Origin of the sequence: Congregibacter variabilis (genome assembly GCF_045689235.1) — a bacterium.
GTDB lineage: Bacteria > Pseudomonadota > Gammaproteobacteria > Pseudomonadales > Halieaceae > Congregibacter > Congregibacter variabilis.
Window position 1 is genome coordinate 17,172 of record NZ_CP136864.1, and the last position, 17,432, is coordinate 34,603.

12 protein-coding genes are annotated in these 17,432 nt (G+C 55.4%); 10 read left to right on the forward strand and 2 right to left on the reverse strand.

The genetic code is table 11. The annotated features are described in order from the left end of the window. Positions 1 to 16 precede the first annotated feature (16 nt). From fabZ to R0135_RS00110, 7 genes are all read left to right on the forward strand, one after another. Positions 17 to 451: a 3-hydroxyacyl-ACP dehydratase FabZ gene (gene fabZ / locus R0135_RS00080; RefSeq protein ID WP_407349950.1), complete on the forward strand. Its 435-nt coding sequence runs from the start codon at positions 17 to 19 to the stop codon at positions 449 to 451. Beyond that, the gene (gene lpxA / locus R0135_RS00085; RefSeq protein ID WP_407348225.1) at positions 448 to 1,218 is read left to right on the forward strand and encodes an acyl-ACP--UDP-N-acetylglucosamine O-acyltransferase; all 771 of its coding nucleotides are present in this window, start codon (positions 448 to 450) and stop codon (positions 1,216 to 1,218) included. Before fabZ ends, lpxA begins: the two co-directional genes overlap by 4 nt. Next, on the forward strand, positions 1,190 to 2,410 hold the full coding sequence (gene lpxB, locus R0135_RS00090; RefSeq protein WP_407348226.1) for a lipid-A-disaccharide synthase: 1,221 nt from the start codon (positions 1,190 to 1,192) through the stop codon (positions 2,408 to 2,410). The genes lpxA and lpxB overlap by 29 nt, the downstream gene beginning before the upstream one ends. Then, positions 2,410 to 3,024: a ribonuclease HII gene (gene rnhB, locus R0135_RS00095; RefSeq protein ID WP_407348227.1), complete on the forward strand. Its 615-nt coding sequence runs from the start codon at positions 2,410 to 2,412 to the stop codon at positions 3,022 to 3,024. Before lpxB ends, rnhB begins: the two co-directional genes overlap by 1 nt. A gap of 3 nt (positions 3,025 to 3,027) precedes the next feature. Then, on the forward strand, positions 3,028 to 6,534 hold the full coding sequence (gene dnaE, locus R0135_RS00100; RefSeq protein ID WP_407348228.1) for a DNA polymerase III subunit alpha: 3,507 nt from the start codon (positions 3,028 to 3,030) through the stop codon (positions 6,532 to 6,534). Next, complete coding sequence (locus R0135_RS00105) at positions 6,531 to 6,851, forward strand: DUF1244 domain-containing protein (protein WP_407348229.1); 321 nt, start codon at positions 6,531 to 6,533, stop codon at positions 6,849 to 6,851. The genes dnaE and R0135_RS00105 overlap by 4 nt, the downstream gene beginning before the upstream one ends. A gap of 75 nt (positions 6,852 to 6,926) precedes the next feature. Beyond that, complete coding sequence (locus R0135_RS00110) at positions 6,927 to 8,462, forward strand: arylsulfatase (RefSeq protein ID WP_407348230.1); 1,536 nt, start codon at positions 6,927 to 6,929, stop codon at positions 8,460 to 8,462. A gap of 50 nt (positions 8,463 to 8,512) precedes the next feature. On the opposite strand, the gene R0135_RS00115 is transcribed toward R0135_RS00110, so the two are convergent. Together R0135_RS00115 and R0135_RS00120 are read right to left on the reverse strand one after the other, a co-directional pair. Beyond that, positions 8,513 to 11,644, reverse strand: a complete 3,132-nt coding sequence (locus R0135_RS00115) for an efflux RND transporter permease subunit (protein ID WP_407348231.1) — start codon at positions 11,642 to 11,644, stop codon at positions 8,513 to 8,515. 2 nt (positions 11,645 to 11,646) lie between these two features. Continuing rightward, the gene (locus tag R0135_RS00120) at positions 11,647 to 12,825 is read right to left on the reverse strand and encodes an efflux RND transporter periplasmic adaptor subunit (RefSeq protein WP_407348232.1); all 1,179 of its coding nucleotides are present in this window, start codon (positions 12,823 to 12,825) and stop codon (positions 11,647 to 11,649) included. Between the two features lie 370 nt (positions 12,826 to 13,195). Between R0135_RS00120 and R0135_RS00125 the strand changes: the two genes are divergently transcribed. The 3 genes from R0135_RS00125 to R0135_RS00135 are packed head-to-tail and all read left to right on the forward strand — an operon-like array spanning position 13,196 to position 17,432. Next, positions 13,196 to 14,395 (forward strand): CaiB/BaiF CoA transferase family protein, encoded by a 1,200-nt coding sequence (locus R0135_RS00125; protein WP_407348233.1) that lies wholly within the window; start codon positions 13,196 to 13,198, stop codon positions 14,393 to 14,395. Next, positions 14,392 to 15,306: a hydroxymethylglutaryl-CoA lyase gene (locus tag R0135_RS00130; RefSeq protein WP_407348234.1), complete on the forward strand. Its 915-nt coding sequence runs from the start codon at positions 14,392 to 14,394 to the stop codon at positions 15,304 to 15,306. The genes R0135_RS00125 and R0135_RS00130 overlap by 4 nt, the downstream gene beginning before the upstream one ends. 56 nt (positions 15,307 to 15,362) lie before the next feature. After that, positions 15,363 to 17,432 carry a hydantoinase/oxoprolinase family protein gene (locus tag R0135_RS00135; RefSeq protein WP_407348235.1) on the forward strand — a complete coding sequence of 690 codons (2,070 nt, stop codon included), beginning with the start codon at positions 15,363 to 15,365 and terminating at the stop codon, positions 17,430 to 17,432.

Sequence of the window (17,432 nt, forward strand, 5' to 3'; positions counted from 1 at the left end):
GAATAATGACTGTCTAATGGACATATCGGACATCCGTGAGCACCTCCCGCACCGTTATCCATTTTTATTAGTCGATCGTGTTGTTGAGCTTACTCCCGGTGAGTCGATCGTTGCCTATAAAAACCTGAGCATAAACGAGCCGTTTTTTGATGGGCATTTCCCCGGGAACCCTGTTTTCCCAGGGGTACTGATGCTGGAGGCCATGGCTCAGGCTGCGGGAATACTCGGCTTTAAAACCATGCAAAAGACACCGGCTGACGGCTCGATTTATATGTTTGTGGGGGCCGATAATTTGCGTTTCAAACGGCCCTGCGTGCCCGGGGATCGTGTTTACCTTCACGCCCAGATTGTTGGCGAGAAGCGCGGTATCTGGAAATTTGCAGTGCAGGCCGAAGTCGATGGCCAGCGCTGTGCTTCTGCAACCATTCTTTGCGCCGACCGGCCCGCATGATTCACCCGCAGGCTATCGTTGAGCCTGGGGCGATAATCGCTGAGGGGGTTCATATTGGCCCCTGGTCTTATATTGGCGCCGAGGTAGAGATAGCGCAGGGTTGCGTGATAGAGCCGCACGTGGTGATCAAGGGGCCGACTAAAGTTGGCGCCGGAACGCACATCTACCAGTTCGCCTCCGTTGGAGAAGCAACCCCGGATCTTAAGTACCGCGACGAACCGACAAGCTTGATTATCGGTGAGCGCAATACCATCCGCGAAGGTGTCACTATTCATCGCGGGACTGTTCAGGATCGTGGTGAGACCGTGATTGGCAATGATAATTTGATCATGGCCTACGCGCATATCGGCCATGACAGCGTCATCGGCAATCACACGATTTTGGTAAACAACGTGGCTCTGGCGGGTCACGTGTATGTCGACGATTGGGCCATTCTCAGTGGTTATACCCTGGTTCACCAGTTCTGCCGTATTGGCCAGCACAGTTTCAGTGGAATGCAGACGGCGATTGGCAAGGACGTTCCTGCCTATGTGACGGTGTCTGGCTCTCCTGCAGAAGCAAAGACCATTAATACCGAAGGCTTGCGTCGCCGTGGCTTTTCGGACTCTGCGGTGAGTCAGTTACGCCGCGCTTTCAAGATCCTTTATCGTCAGAACCTCACACTGGATATTGCCATCCAGCGGCTCGAGACAATGCTGAGCGACACGCCGGAGGTCAAAGTCCTGATCGACTCTATTCGTGCTTCCGAGCGCGGCATCGTTCGTTAAAATCCTGAACGGTTCAGACGCAGATTCACTCTCACGCCCGGGCGATATCCTGCGTGTCGCCATGGTCGCTGGAGAAAGCTCTGGCGACCTGTTGGGTAGTCGTGTCATTCGATCTTTGCGAGCGCAGTTTCCGAATCGACAACTGCTGATCGAAGGGATTGGTGGTGAGGCAATGCAGGCTGAGGGTTTTCACAGCCTATATCCCATGGAGCGCCTTGCGGTCATGGGTTTGATCGAGCCGCTCGGACGATTGCCGGAACTGCTGCGTATTCGTCGTGAGCTCTATAAGCGCTGGAGAGAGTCTCCCCCGGCTTTTTTTTTAGGCATCGATGCTCCAGACTTTAACCTGGGTTTGGCGCGACGTCTTCGCAAGACTGGATTGCGCACCGCACAGTTGGTGAGCCCCACTGTATGGGCGTGGCGTCAGGGACGCGTGCATACTGTTGCCAAGTCCGTAGATAGTCTGCTGTGTTTGTTTCCCTTTGAGCCTGCGCTCTATGACGATGTGTCAGTTTCTGCGACCTTTGTGGGGCACCCCTTGGTTGCTGAGCTTCGGGATGTCCCTGGCAGAGAGTCCGCGCGGCGCGATTTGGGGATTGATGCCGGAGCAGTCGTGGTGGCGTTGCTGCCGGGGAGTCGTGGCAGCGAAGTAGCACAATTGGGAGCCTGCCTGATTGAAGCGGGGCGTTTGCTTCGCAGTAGAGATTCCACACGTCAGCTCCTTATGCCTGCTGCCAACGATGAGCGTATGGAGCAGTGCCGCGAGCTCCTGCGGGGCGCGGGAGCGGAATCTGAAGTGCATCTCCTTAAAGCCTGCTCCCGGGAAGCGATGATTGCGGCGGATGTTGTGGTTCTGGCTTCTGGAACCGCGACCTTGGAGGCCATGCTCCTTCAGCGCCCCATGGTTATTGCCTACCGTGTTGCAAAAACGTCCTGGGCGCTTATGTCCCGATTGGCTTTGACGCCTTTCGTGGGCCTGCCGAACATTCTCGCTGGCGGCCCGGTGGTGCCAGAACTCTTGCAGGATGCTTTGTCGCCTGCTGCGCTTGCACTGGAAGCCGAGATTCTACTCACGGAGGGTGAGCGGCAGGTCGCCGAGCTACAGCCGTCACTGCTTTCGCTGGAACGTGACTTTGATGCAGCTGTGGGCGAAGCTCTGGCAGACTTACTCAAATCCCGAGAGTCTGTTTGATGGCGCTTGATGACTGGGAACGGGCACTGGCAAAGCTGCCTGCAGACGCCTGCATCGTTGGCGTAGACGAGGTGGGTCGCGGTCCTTTGGCTGGAGATGTGGTTGCCGCAGCAGCTGTACTCAATACAGAGGATCATATTGAGGGTTTGGCGGATTCCAAAAAGCTATCGGCCAAGCGTCGGGAGGTTCTTTCCGAGCAGTTATATTTGCGGGCCCACGGTGTTGCTCTGGGACGTGCCATCCCGCAGGAAATTGATGATCTCAATATACTACAGGCCAGTTTGCTCGCGATGTGGCGTGCGGTAGATGCTCTGGGCGTGACCCCGGATCTGGTGCTGGTGGACGGTAGGCAGTTACCCGCTTGGAACTACCCCAGCATTGCAGTGATAAAAGGAGATTCGCGAGTCCCTCAAATAGCCGCGGCGTCTATCGTTGCTAAAGTGGCCCGAGATCGTTACATGTGCGAGCAGCACGAGCTGTGGCCGATGTATGGTTTTGCTGCTCATAAGGGTTATCCCACAGCTGTGCACCTGGCGGCGCTACAAGAGCATGGTGTGTGTCCTGTGCATCGTCGTAGCTTTGCGCCGGTGCGCGCCGTGATGAAAGGAGTTTAGAGTTTGTCCGATTTTGTTCATCTACGCGTTCATAGCGAATATTCGCTGAAGGACGGTCTGGTTCGAATAAAGAGTCTTGCGGCGCGCGTAGCAGAGCTCGAAATGCCCGCTGTAGCGGTCACTGATGTTTGTAATTTTTACGGTCTGATCAAGTTTCACAAAGCGGCGGTGAGTGCCGGCGTAAAGCCCATCTTCGGTGCTGACGTGTGGGTTACCGATAGCTTGAAGAGCGACGAGGCTCACCCACTGTGCTTGCTCGTGATGAATCCTACGGGTTATCACAATCTTACGCGGCTGCTGTCGCGGGCTTATCGTGAGGGGCAAACCCTTGATGGGCCGCGAGTGCTCTGGGAGTGGCTCGACGAGGCGGGAGAGGGGCTTTTGGCGCTGTCCTGTGGTGCAGCTGGGGAGGTTGGACAGGCGCTGGTTAACGAAAAACTCGATCTTGCCAGGCAGCGTATTGAGCGCTGCCTGGGGGTATTTCCCGGACGCTTCTATCTGGAGTTACATCGGACAGGTCGTGTGGGTGACGAGGAGCACGTGCATGCCGCTCTTGAGCTGGCTGCACAGTACAACTGCCCGGTGGTCGCAACCAACGACGTGCGGTTTATTGATGCGAGTGAGTTTGAAGCCCATGAAGCGCGGGTGTGTATCGCCGAAAGCCGCGTGCTGGATGATCCTCGCCGACAGCGCCGCTACAGTCAGGAGCAATACCTGCGTTCGAGCAAAGAGATGCTCGAGCTGTTTGAGGACATTCCGGAAGCCTTGGAAAACACTGTGGCTATCGCGCGCCGCTGTTCCATGGAGATGGAGCTAGGGCGCGTATGCCTGCCGGAATATCCCGTTCCTGACGGGATGACCATGGATACCTTTTTCAGGGAAAGTGCGCATCGAGGTCTGGATGAGCGTTTGTTGTCACTGCAGATTCACAATCGTGAAAATGCCCAGCAGCTTGAAAAGGAATATCGAGATCGCCTGGATTTCGAACTGGACACGATTATTTCCATGGGGTTTCCGGGCTACTTCCTGATTGTTATGGATTTTATCCGCTGGGCTAAAGAGCGCGGTATTCCCGTGGGGCCTGGACGCGGGTCCGGTGCCGGCTCTCTTGTGGCTTACTCAATGTCCATCACCGACCTCGACCCTATGGAATACGAGTTGCTGTTCGAGCGATTCCTGAACCCTGAGCGGGTCTCCATGCCGGACTTTGACGTCGATTTTTGTATGGAACGCCGGGACGAGGTGATTGATTACGTTGCTGAGCGTTACGGGCGCGAAGCGGTATCCCAGATCATCACCTTTGGCACCTTGGCCGCCAAGGCGGTGGTCCGTGATGTTGCTCGGGTGCAGGGTAAGTCCTACGGCCTGGGCGACAGGTTGTCCAAAATGATTCCCTTTGAAGTGGGGATGACGCTACAAAAGGCGATTGAACAGGAGGAGAGTCTTCAGCAGTTTCTTCGGGATGATGGAGAGGCCCAGGAAATCTGGGATATGGCTGTTCAGCTCGAGGGCATAACCCGAAACGTCGGCAAGCATGCCGGTGGTGTGGTTATTGCGCCCTCGGAGCTTACGGACTTTTCGGCGCTGTACTGTGACGGTGAGGGCGCCGGACTGGTCACCCAGTTCGACAAGAATGATGTAGAAGATGCAGGGCTTGTAAAGTTTGACTTCCTGGGTCTGCGCACGCTCACGATCATCGACTGGGCGCAGGGAATGATCAACGAGATTCGGGCACGGCGGGATGAGCCGCCTCTGGATGTCAATCAGATTCCTCTGGATGATCACGCGTCCTTTGAGTTGCTCCGTTCGGCGGAGACCACCGCGGTTTTCCAGCTCGAATCTCGGGGCATGAAAGAGCTAATCGCGCGCCTGAGACCCGACAGCTTTGAGGACATTATTGCGCTCGTTGCGCTGTATCGACCGGGCCCCTTGCAATCGGGGATGGTTGACAACTTCATTGACCGCAAGCACGGTCGGGAGAAGGTGTCCTATCCGGATGCGGATTATCAGCATGAACTTCTGAAACCGGTTCTGGAGCCCACCTACGGCATTATTCTGTATCAGGAACAGGTAATGCAGATTGCGCAGATTCTCGCCGGCTACACCCTGGGCGGCGCGGACTTGCTTCGCCGGGCCATGGGCAAGAAAAAGCCCGAAGAGATGGCCAAGCAGCGCTCTGTATTTGCTGCTGGTGCGGCCGACAAAGGCGTGGATGCTGATTTGGCAACCAAGCTGTTTGATCTGGTAGAAAAGTTTGCCGGCTATGGTTTTAACAAGTCGCACTCGGCCGCCTATGCGCTGGTGTCATATCAGACTGCATGGCTGAAGAGTCATTACCCCGCTGCGTTTATGGCGGCGGTGATGAGTTCTGAACTCGATAACACCGATAAGATTGTGGTCTTCATTGAAGAGTGTCGGCGCATGGGACTTAGCGTGCGCCTCCCGGACGTGAATGAGGGCCGATATATGTTCACCGTTAGCGAGGCGGGCGAAATTGTCTATGGTCTGGGTGCCATCAAGGGCTTGGGCGAAGGGCCGGTCTCGGGGCTTCTTGAGAGTCGTGAGGAGCACGGTCCTTTTCATGATCTGTTCGATTTTTGTGCCAGGACAGATCCGAGAAAACTTAATCGCAAAGCCCTGGAGGCGTTGGTACGTAGCGGGGCCTTTGACTCGCTGGGCACAGATCGCTGGATATTGCTTGGTGGTATTGACGACGCGCTACGCGCAGCCGAGCAAAATGCCGCTAACCGCGATGCCGGCATGGTCGACCTGTTTGGCGAGACAGTACAGGCGAGCCGAGAGCAGGGTGATCCCTATGCGGAGCTGCGGCACATCCGGCCCTGGACTGATCGAGAGAGACTGCAGGGCGAGCGCGATACGCTCGGCTTGTATGTAACAGGGCATCCTATAGACAGCTGCGAAGAGGAGATACGTCGCTTTGTGCCCCAGCGACTGGCTGACCTGCGCCCCGATAACCGCGGTAATTGTCGTGTAGCCGGACTTATCTTAAGTATGCGCGCCATGAAGAGCTCCCGGGGATCCATGGCGGTGTTTGTGTTGGATGACCGCAGTGCACGACTGGAAGCTACGGCTTATTCGGAGGTTTATCAGCAATACCGCGAGTTGCTTGTCAAAGATCAGATTGTTATTGCTGAAGGACGCCTTTCTCAGGATGATCGCAGCGGTGCTACGGTAATGCGGGTTTCGGCTTTGCACAGCCTTGCCGATGAACGCGAGAGGTTGGCATCCGGACTGACGCTGCATGTGGACGCATCTGAGGTGAACGATCGTTTTCGGGAGTTTCTTCGGGAGCTTTTATCCAGTGCGCCCGGCCAGTGCCCCGTGCGCCTGCGTTATCACCAGGGCCGGCAGAGCGCATCCCTGCTGCTGGGCCAGCAATGGCGTGTCTCACCCAGCGAAGAGTTACTGGAGGAATTGCGCCGGGAGTTGGGGGGCGATAGGGTAAAGCTTGCTTTTGATCAAAAACACAGCGTAGGAGAATTACATTGAGCAACACTGACGAACATTTAGATGCTATTCCCACAGAGCTGACTAACGACATTGAAGCGGCTGTGTTTCGGCGTCTTTTGGAACACCTGGATGCCAACAAACAAGTGCAAAATATTGATCTGATGAACCTTGCGGCCTTTTGCCGCAACTGTTTATCGAAGTGGTATGTGGCGGCGGCCGAAGAAAAGGGCGTCAGCGTTGACTATGAAGCGGCGCGAGAACGTGTTTACGGAATGCCGTATGCCCAGTGGAAGGCGCAGTATCAGAAAGAAGCGAGCCCCGAGCAACTGGCTCAATTTCAGGCGCAGCAGCAGTAGGAGTTAACGGAGTCGACGAACTCCAAGTCAGGTTTTTGTGTGATTTCAAGAACGTCTAATAAAAAGGAGATTGTTATGCATAGTTTTGCGCGATTGCGCGCTTTACTGGGAGTCGCCGCCCTCATGGGTTTGGCAAGCGCCGGTCAGGCCGCGGATCAGCCTAATATTCTCGTTATCTGGGGAGACGATATCGGTATCACCAATATCAGCGCCTATGGTGACGGGATCATGGGTTACCGCACCCCCAATATTGATCGTATAGCCGACGAAGGCGTTCGTTTTACCGACTACTATGGTGATCAGAGTTGCACAGCAGGTCGCTCCAGTTTTATCACGGGTCAATCTCCTCTGCGTACCGGCCTGTCAAAGGTTGGGCAGCCTGGTGCAACCCTCGGTCTGCAGGACCGCGATATCACCATCGCTGAAGTGCTGAAGACCAAGGGCTATGCCACGGGGCAGTTCGGTAAAAACCACCTGGGTGACAAGGATGAGTTTCTGCCGACGAATCATGGCTTTGATGAATTTTTTGGCAATCTCTATCACTTGAATGCCGAAGAAGAGCCGGAAGATGAAGATTATCCCGAGGAGGCGTGGTTTCAGCAGCGCTTCAGCCCGCGAGGTGTGATTCGTTCCTACGCTGACGGTCGTATCGAAGATACGGGCCCACTTACGCGCAAGCGCATGGAAACCGCCGATGAGGAATTTGTTGACGCAGCGAGGGCTTTTATTGACCGCAGCGTTGCGGATGACAAGCCATTCTTTGTGTGGGTGAACACTACAGGCATGCACTTTAGAACGCATCGGGCCGACAAGCATAAGGGGAAGTCAGGGCAAGGCTTTTACAACGACGTCATGGTCGCTCATGACGAACTCGTGGGTTCCTTGCTCGATCAACTTGATGCCCTCGACATTGCAGACGACACCATCGTCATGTATTCAACGGATAATGGCGTGCACTACAACACTTGGCCCGACGCAGGCATCACGCCTTTTCGGAGCGAGAAAAACTCCAATTGGGAGGGAGCTTATCGTGTCCCTGCGATGGTTCGCTGGCCCAAGGAAATAGCCGCAGGTCAGGTGTCGACGGAGATCATGTCGCACCTCGACTGGATGCCCACTTTAGCCGCGGCTGCCGGAGAAACAGATCTCAAGGAGCGGTTGCTCAGTGGCACCAGAGTCGGGACTAAGACCGCGAAACTTCACTTGGATGGCTATAATTTTTTACCCTACTTAATTGGAGAGCAGGAGCAGGGTCCTCGAAAGAGCTTTATCTATATCAATGACATTGGAGCGCCGGTGGCGGTGCGTTTTGGCGACTGGAAATCAGTGTATGCCGAAAATCGTGCAAAGACCCTGGCGCTCTGGGCAGAGCCCTTTGTAACACTACGGCTCCCGAAGCTCTTCCATCTACGTCGAGACCCTTACGAGCGTGCCGATCACAACTCGAATACTTATTGGGATTGGTATGTGGATAAAGCGGCTCAAATGTATATGGGAGGTGCGGTAATGCAGCAGTTTCTCATGACCTTTGAGAAGTATCCGCCGAGCCAAAGGCCGGACTCCTGGTCCATTGATAAGCTCACAGACATGTATTTAAAGTTTGAGGAGTAAGAAAAAAGCCGCGTTAAAACGCGGCTTTTTTTGTCTTGCGGTTCGGTAGCTCAGGAGAGGGTTTCGCTCACGGCTTTTGCATCGCCCCCCGGCCAGAAACGTTGCCTCGCTGTCTGCATTGCTTTTCTGGTGTCTTCTCCAATCAGATACAAAGACGGTACCAGTAGCAGGGTTACAAACAGTGCAAAGAGTACGCCGAATGACAGAGACAAGACTGCCGGCTTAAGGAATTGCGCGTTCGTGCTGCGCTCCGCCATGATGGGAATCAGCCCCACAAAGGTGGTAACCGTGGTTAACAGTATCGGCCTGAAGCGATTTACGCCGGCATCGAGTACCGCTTCGAAGCTGCCTTTACCTGAGTCGCGTAATCGCCCGATGTAGTCCACCAGCACCAGATTGTCGTTCACAACCACGCCGGCCGCCGCGCCTATTCCAAAATAAGAAAACAGTGCCAGAGGTGTCGCAAAAATCAGATGTCCGAATATGGCGCCCATAAAGCCAAAGGGTATTGCGGTCATGATCAGCAAGGGAAGCCAGTAGGATCGAAAGGCAATGGCGATAAGCGCATACATGGCAAACAGGGCAATAGCATAAAGTGAGGCGATCTCGTTAATAAACTGATCTTCTTCTTCTTGAGCGCCGCCCTTGAGGATTACCAGTCCTGGATGTCGCGACTGGAGTTCGTCAAGATAGCCTTCCTCAATGTCGCGTTTAATATCGCTGATGAGATCCTGTTCGAGGTCGGCTCTCACGTAGACAACACGATTGCCGTCGCGGCGCTGAATGCGTTGAACGCCGCCTTGTAATTCAACATCGGCAATAGCAAAGAGAGGGACCTCTCGACCGTCTGCGGTGCGCACTCTAAAGTTGTTGAGGCTCGATAGCGTGCGCCGCGCTTCCGTGGGGTAGCGCACCATGACTTTTACATCGCCGTTTGCTCTGGGAAGACGCTGAACTTCTTCGCCAAAGTAAGCCTGGCGTACCTGACGAGAGACGTCAGCAAGTCTAATGCCGAGCGTCTCGGCGCCGGGCTTTAGACTCAGGACGATCTCGTCAGTCTCTCCTTGCTGGCTGTCTCGCACATCCAGGACGCCGTTGTAGCTGCCGATTTTTGCCTGAAGCTCTTTGGAGGCAGCGGTTAGCGCGTCGCCATCACGATGCCGCAGCAGGTATGTGATATCAGCGCCATTGTCATTGAGCGTGTAGTTCACCTGGATTTCGTTGGCATCGGGAATATCCCCTACCAGCGTGCGCAGGCGCTCCGCGGTCTCTCGTGCAGAGAGGTCCCGGACCTCGGGTGGCGCCAGTTTTACAATGGCAATAACGTTGTCTCTGCGTGACCGCGTATACCAGCCCTCAATGAGCTGCCCGGTACCTTCACCTGTTGAGAGTGCATTGGCCTCGACTTCTTCTACGAGCGTACGCTCTGCCGTTTGCAGTTGATCAAGGACGCTAAGTGCTCGGTCATAGGAAGTTCCGGGCGGAAGTTTCACCTCTACGACAATTTGGGAGCTCTCAACCTGGGGCATGAAATAGAATTTGACCCAGCCGGTGCTAAACAGGCCTATGGCGATGATAAAGGCACCGATGAATGCGCTGGTAGTTAAGTATCTGCGTTCGATAGCCCAGCGCAGAATCGGTTGGTAAACGCGCTGTGCAAATCCCGTAATGCTGTGCTCAATGCGCTGCTGGCGCAGCGCTAAGCCTTTGAGGTTCGTTCGATGCGAAAGGTCTCTAAGGTGAGAAGGCAGGATCAGAAACGCCTCGATAAGAGAAATAGTCAGCGCAGCGGTGATGACAATTGATAGCTGGCGCGTGACTTGCGCGGCCTCTCCGGAGACAAACAACCAGGGAGCAAAGGCAATCATGGTGGTGAGTACGGCGAATATCACTGGCCGCGACACGGCGTAGGCACCTTGTACTGCGGCGGCGCTGCCACCACCCATTTCGTGGGCGTGGTGGTGGATGCTTTCGCCTACGACAATTGCGTCATCAACGACGATGCCAAGCACGAGTAAAAAAGCGAAGGTGGACATGATGTTCAGGGATACATCGTTTACCGGGAGTATCGAGAATGTCCCTACGAAAGCGACGCCGATCCCGGCGGTGACCCACAATGCGACCCGGGGGCGAAGCGAGAGAATCAGCACAAGAAATACCAGCGCGAGTCCCAGATAGGAGGACTTGCCAATGAGTTGCATGCGCTCACTGTAAATATCGGCCGTATCGAACCACATGGACAACTCTATGCCTTCGGGCAGGCTGGGCCGTCGATCCTCCATCCAGGCATGAACGGCTTCGCTGGCTTTGACTACCTGCATATTGTCTGTGCTTTGCACCTGCAGTAGCACGGCCGGTTGGCCATTCATGGTCGCGAGAATTTCATTGTCTTCAAATCCGTCAACGACGCGGGCAACGTCGCCCACACGGATAGTGCCGCCGTCGGCGCTTTGGCGAATGATGATTTGCGAAAAATCCTGCTCTGTGTCGGCCAAATTGCGCGCACGGATTTGAACGTCACCGGTTGCGGTGCGCACTTGTCCTGAGGACAGATTGATAGAACTGCCACGAATCGCTTCGGCAACTTCGGCAAACGAAAGAGCGTATTGACGCATGGAGGCTTCCGAGAGCTCCACCGTCACTTCTTCGCGGCGTGTGCCAAACAGCTCGATAGTAGACACCCACGGCAGTGTGGCGACCTCGCGACGTAAGTCTTCTGAAAGACGCGTAAGCTCGCGTTCGCTGACATCCCCATGCACAGCGACGCGAAGCATTTCTTGCTTGAATTGGCTTCGTCGTACCCTGGGGTTTTCAATGTCCCGGGGGAGGGAGGTTACCGAGTCCACGGCATTCTTTACATCATTGAGAAAGCCGTTGATATCGACCCCGGGGAAAGTCGACACGGTGATTTCGGCCATGCCTTCCACCGCAGTGGAGTAAATGTGATTGATCTGGTCCAGATCCTTCAAGCGGTCTTCAATACGCGAGATGATTTGTTCTTCGACTTCCTGGGGAGCCGCGCCAGGCCAGATCACTTCGATGTTTGCCTGATAGGGTTTTACCTGCGGAAAGGCCTCGCGCTCCATGCCGATAAAGCCCATCACGCCGGCAAGCAAGATACCTACCATCAAAAGGTTCGAGGCTACCGGGTTATGCACCCACCAGGAAATAAGGCGTTCCATGCTCAGTGTTCCCTTACTGCGAACTGTCGTTCATCGATGGTTGAGAGCGCCATGCCGGAAATAGGGTTGCGCAATGCGGATACGATGAGGCGCTCACCCGGGCGAAGACCCTCGCTGATAATCGCGTATTCAGATGTGGTGTGGGCGACTTGTGCGGTGCGGATGTCGAGCATTCCGCTGGAATCCACGACAAACAGTTGATTTCCGGGGCGCAGGCCTTTGCTCGGTATTTTTACCGTGTCTTCCAGACTTCGGCCAGTAATCTGGGCTTCTACAAATAGGCCGACTGCCAGGGGCATACCCTGATCAGATCGACCGATCCCATAAGGATCTTCGACTTCTGCCGTGGCATAGATAAGACGAGTGCTCGGGTCGACGGCAGCATCAATGCGCGTCAGCTGTCCGGTCCAGTGCTGGCTGGTTCCCGCAACGTCAGCGGTGAAATCAACCGTGGGTGCGGCGCCGGGCTCTGCGGCATAGCCTATGGGAAGGCCCAGAGCCGCAAGCTGCCGGTTGTTGAGAGGTAGTCGAACCTGAACCCGATCAGTGGAAAAAACTTCCGCGAGCGTTGAACCCATGGTGATCACTTCTCCAATGTGCACATCGGTGCGTGCCACCCGGCCCTCAAAGGGCAGCCTTACATGTGTGCGTTCCAGGTTGAGTTTGGCAAGTTCCAGGGCCGCCAGCGCAGCTTCTCTACGGGCCTTTGCTTCTGCGATCTGTGGCTTCTTAAGGGACAGGCTCGAGGCATTGGGTACGTCGCGAAGCTGTTTGCGCGCCACGTCTGCATCTGCCAGTGCTTGCTCCACAGAGAGCTCTGCCGCAGCCACTGCAGCCTCGGCTTCCCGCATTGCCAAGCGGTAATCTCCGTCGTCGATTTCCAGCAGCACAGTGTCCGGGCTAAAGCGTCCGCCCTCGACGTACTCCGGGGATACGGATATCACGCGTCCGCTCACCTGCGCCGTAAGGTCGATCATTGTTCGTGCCCGCACCTCTCCCTGGGTTTGCACGTCGAGTACTGCATCACTGCTTTCTGCAAGATGGGTGTAGACCGTTACGGGGCGAGGCGGAGCTTCATCGGTTTGAGGTTCGGGTGCCGTAGCCTTCAGGAGCACGACCGTCCCTACCGCGATACCTAGTACCAATATAGGACCGCTCAGTTTCAGCAGTTTTGCCCTCATTTAATTCCCCTGATGTAGTGAGTAAACAACCGTGGGCAGTATCTGGTGATAGCCCGGTGCAGGCAACGCCGTTTGTCGCCACACCGCCTCTGTTTGTCGCATCGCTTGCAACAGCTGTATGTTGAAATGTTGTTTCATATTGAAATACTATTGCCATTTGAAATAGATATTGAGAGGTGATTTGGCACGCAGCAACACAACTACAACCCTGATGTAACGTTAACTTGTTGATAATCATAGACAAAAAGTGAAAATCGGTATTTTTGCCATTATTGGACTGATTCTTGCGATGACTCTGCCAAGCAGTTCCATGGTCGGCGCGCTTGCGAGCATGAGGGCAGCATGTAGTTCAACGTAAAGGAGTGACCGCATGGCAAAACCTCTTCGCGGCGTGAGGATTCTGGATCTCACCCACATGCTCTCCGGGCCCTATGGCGCAATGATTCTTGCGGACCTGGGTGCCGAGACCATCAAGGTCGAGCCTCTCAAAGGCGAGGGCACTCGCAAGCTGCTTGCCAATGACCCCAAGAATTCGCTCAAGGGACAGGGCGCTTACTTCGTCACTTTGAACCGAAACAAGCAGAGTGTCGCTGTTGATCTAAAGAGCGAGGCTGGACTGGAGGTGTTCTACGACCTGGTCCGTAATAGCGATATCGTTATCGAAAACTTCAGTGCGGGTGTTACCAAAAAGTTAGCTATCGACTTTGAGCATCTCAGTGCTGTAAACCCGCGAATTATTACCTGCTCAATCTCTGGATTTGGCTCCGCCGGACCCAATTACCAGCGCCCCGCGTTTGATCAGGTGGTACAGGCCATTGGCGGAGGGATGTCGATCACGGGACAGGATGCCCAAGAGCCGACGCGGGCCGGTATCCCTATTGGCGATCTCGGTGGTGGAATGTTTGGCGTAATGGGTGTGCTTGCAGCACTGTACGAGCGTGAGCAAAGCGGCCAGGGGCAGCATGTCGATATTTCTATGCTCGATTGCCAGATCTCCATGCTCAACTACATGGCGACCATGCACTTTCTATCCGGCGATGTTCCGCATCCCATTGGCAACAGTCATTTTGTACACGTTCCCTACAACAGCTATCCCACCGCAGACGGACACATCATCATCGCCGTAATTTTTGACAGTTTCTGGGATAACCTGCTTGAGGTTATCGATGAGCCAGCGTTTCGGGACGAGAAATACCGCACTCAACCGGCGAGACTGGCGGATAAGGAGTTTATCGATCGGCGTCTCGGAGAAATACTCAGCACAGAAAGCTCTGAGCACTGGCTTGCGGCGTTGACTGAAAAGCGTATCCCCTGTGCTCGGGTAAATCGATTGGATGAGGCGCTCGCCGATGAGCAGGTTTTGTCTCGAAATATGGTTGTAGAACTTAGTCATCCTGAGGGCGGTAGTACCAAGGGCCCGGGTAATCCGATCAAGTTGTCGCGTACTGATGAGGAGAGCTTTTCTCCAGCGCCGCTCCTTGGTCAGCACACAGAGACGGTACTTCGCGAATTGCTTGGATACAGCGACGGGCAGCTTGCGAGTCTCAAGGATGCAGGAGCGGTGGCATGAGCCAGATGAAAACAGCAGACAAAGTCATCATCAATGAAGTCGGTCCTCGGGACGGGCTCCAGAGCCAGAGCGTTGAGCTGAGTCTCGAGCAGCGTTTCGCCTTTGTGGATGCGCTTCTGGGCGCGGGTCTTGACCACATCGAGATCGGTAGCTTCGTTTCGCCCAAGGCGGTTCCCCAGATGGCAGGCACCGGTGATCTGGCGCGCCGGCTCGGGCACCGAGCGGGTGCTGCGCTCAGTGCTCTTGTGCCTAACATGAAGGGTTACGAGCTGGCCCGTGAGGCGGGCGTTGATACTGTGGCTGTGGTGGTCTCTGCTACCGAGACCATGAATCAGAAGAACATCAATTTGAGCATGGACGAAACCATGGCCGTGGCGCAGGCGGTGATCGAACGGGGTCATTCGGAAGGTGTTCGAGTGCAGGCATATCTGGCGGTCGCCTTTGAGTGTCCATTCGAGGGTTTGGTGGATCCGGGCTACGTACGCGGCCTTGCCGCGCAGTTGCTTGAAAACGGCGCATCGGAGTTGGTGATAGCGGATACCATCGGTGCCGCTAATCCGGGGCAGGTGAAGCGGTTGATGGCAGCTTTGGGTGAAGAGCACGGAACTGCCAAGCTAGCTTGCCACTTCCACGATACCCGAGCCCTGGGTCTGGCGAACGTTTACGCGGCTCTTGAGAGCGGGGTTCGACGTTTTGATTCTTCCGTTGGTGGTCTTGGAGGTTGTCCCTTTGCTCCCGGGGCAAAGGGCAATGTGGCGACCGAAGATGTGGTAATGCTCTGTGAGCAATTGGGCTATGCAACGGGTGTTGATATGCCAGCCTTACTCAATGTCGTTGATTTGATTGGTGAGATGCTGGGCCAGCCTCAAGGTGGACGCGCGCATTACTGGTTGAGTCAAAACGCGGCTTAAAAATAATTTTTGGCGTCGATGGATACCGGTGCCCTGACAAAGCAGAAGGAAAAGGGATGAGTTACAGATTGGGTGTAGACGTAGGTGGTACGTTCACAGATTTTCTGCTTCTCAATGAAGAGAGCGGAGAGACTTTTACGGCCAAAGTTCCCTCTACGCCGGAGGACTCCTCCATCGGCGTACTGAACGGTATCGCACGCATCTGCGAAGAGTCCGGTGTCAGTCCCGGGGATATCGAATTGGTCATGCACGGCACAACCGTAGCGACTAATGCAGTACTGACCGGGCGAGGCGCCCGCGTAGGACTGGTCACCACAGCCGGTTTTGAAGATACCTTGCAAGTCGCACGTTCCTACTGTCCCGGGGGTCTCGGCGGCTGGGTGAGTTTTGTAAAGAGCCCGCTGCTGGCGCCTCTGGAGCTGACCATCGGTGCTACAGAGCGGATCGGAGCCGACGGCGAGATAGTTCAGCCAGTGGATGAAGCTGCACTGCGACGTGACCTGCAGGTCCTGCACGATAGTGGTGAGGTCGAGGCTCTCACCATTTGTCTGATCAATGCATACATTAATCCTGAGCACGAGCGACAGGTTGCAGCAATTGCCGCAGAAATTTTCGGTGATACGCCGATCTCGGTCTCCAGTGACGTTGTTCCGGAGATGCAGGAATACGAACGCACAGAGACTACGGTGGTCAATTCCTATGTACGGCCTGAGGTCGCGCGTTACGTGAATAATCTCCAGGGAGCCCTCAACGAGCGTCTTGGCGATGGCTCGCAGCTTTCTATACTTCGCTCTGATGGTGGTTTGGCCTCGGCTCGCGCTGCCGCCGATTCTCCGGTGAACCTGCTCATGAGCGGGCCGGCGGGTGGCGTGGCTGGCGCTATTTATTTCTGTGAGCGCGCTGGATTTCGCGACATTCTTACTTTTGATATGGGCGGAACGTCTACCGATGTGGCGCTGATTCAGGATGCGCGTGCAAGGGTCCGACGAGAGACTATCGTGGGTGATGTCCGCGTTCGAGCGCCTTCTGTGGATGTGCGTACAGTGGGCGCAGGCGGCGGTTCCATCGCATTTGTTCCAGAGTTGACCAAGGCCTTGCGCGTGGGGCCAGAGTCCGCCGGTGCCGTTCCAGGGCCGGCCTGCTACATGAAGGGAGGCGAAGAGCCGACAGTTTGTGATGCAAACGTGGTGCTGGGTTATTTACCGTCGGATGTGCAGCTTGGCGGCAAAATGCAGATCAATCGTGACGCCTCCGAAAAAGCGGTACAGAAAGTAGCTGATGCCATGGGTATAGGTCTCATGGAAGCGGCCGAGGGCATCATAAAGATCGTTAACGAATCCATGTTCGGTGCTCTGCGCCTGGTGTCTGTGGAGCAGGGTTATGACCCCAGAGATTTCGCGCTGGTGGGGTTCGGCGGAGCGGGGCCTTTGCATGCTAACGCTCTGGGGATACTCACTGACGCCTGGCCAGTGATAGTGCCTCCGGGTCCTGGCGTTCTTTGCGCCTACGGTGACGCAACGACACAGGTGCAGGATGAGGCGGCGCGAACCTATCTGACCATGGCCGGTGACCTGAGTGACGCCCAGATGCTCAAAGATCTGCATGAGTTACGCGATCGCGCAGGCGAGGCGCTGCGCGCGGATGGTATTCCCGACGAAGAACACGAGGTCTCATATCAGGCGGACCTTCGCTATGCAGGGCAGGCCTTCCAGATTACCGTGGACTTTGATGAGCAGGAGCTGGGCGAGAAGGGCGTTGCACTACTCACCGAGGCCTTTGATGCAGAGCATCAGCAGCTGTTTACCTTCAAGCTAGGCGATGGACACGAGATATTGATGATTCGTGCCGTGGTAAAAGCGGCGGCTCGCAAGATCGCTGACCGGCAGCTCGGTGAAAGCGATAACTCTCTGGAGGAGTGTAAGGTTCACGATAGCCGCTTCTACTTTGATGGTGCCTGGCATTCCGCGCCGATTTACGACCGTGATCGCTTGCACAGTGGACTCGATGTTCCTGGTCCCTGCGTTGTCGCAGAAATGGACTCGACGACGGTGGTGCTTCCCGGCTACGCGGCCACTGTCGATGCCATTGGTAATCTATTGATTAATCCCAGCAACGGAGGCGCGTGA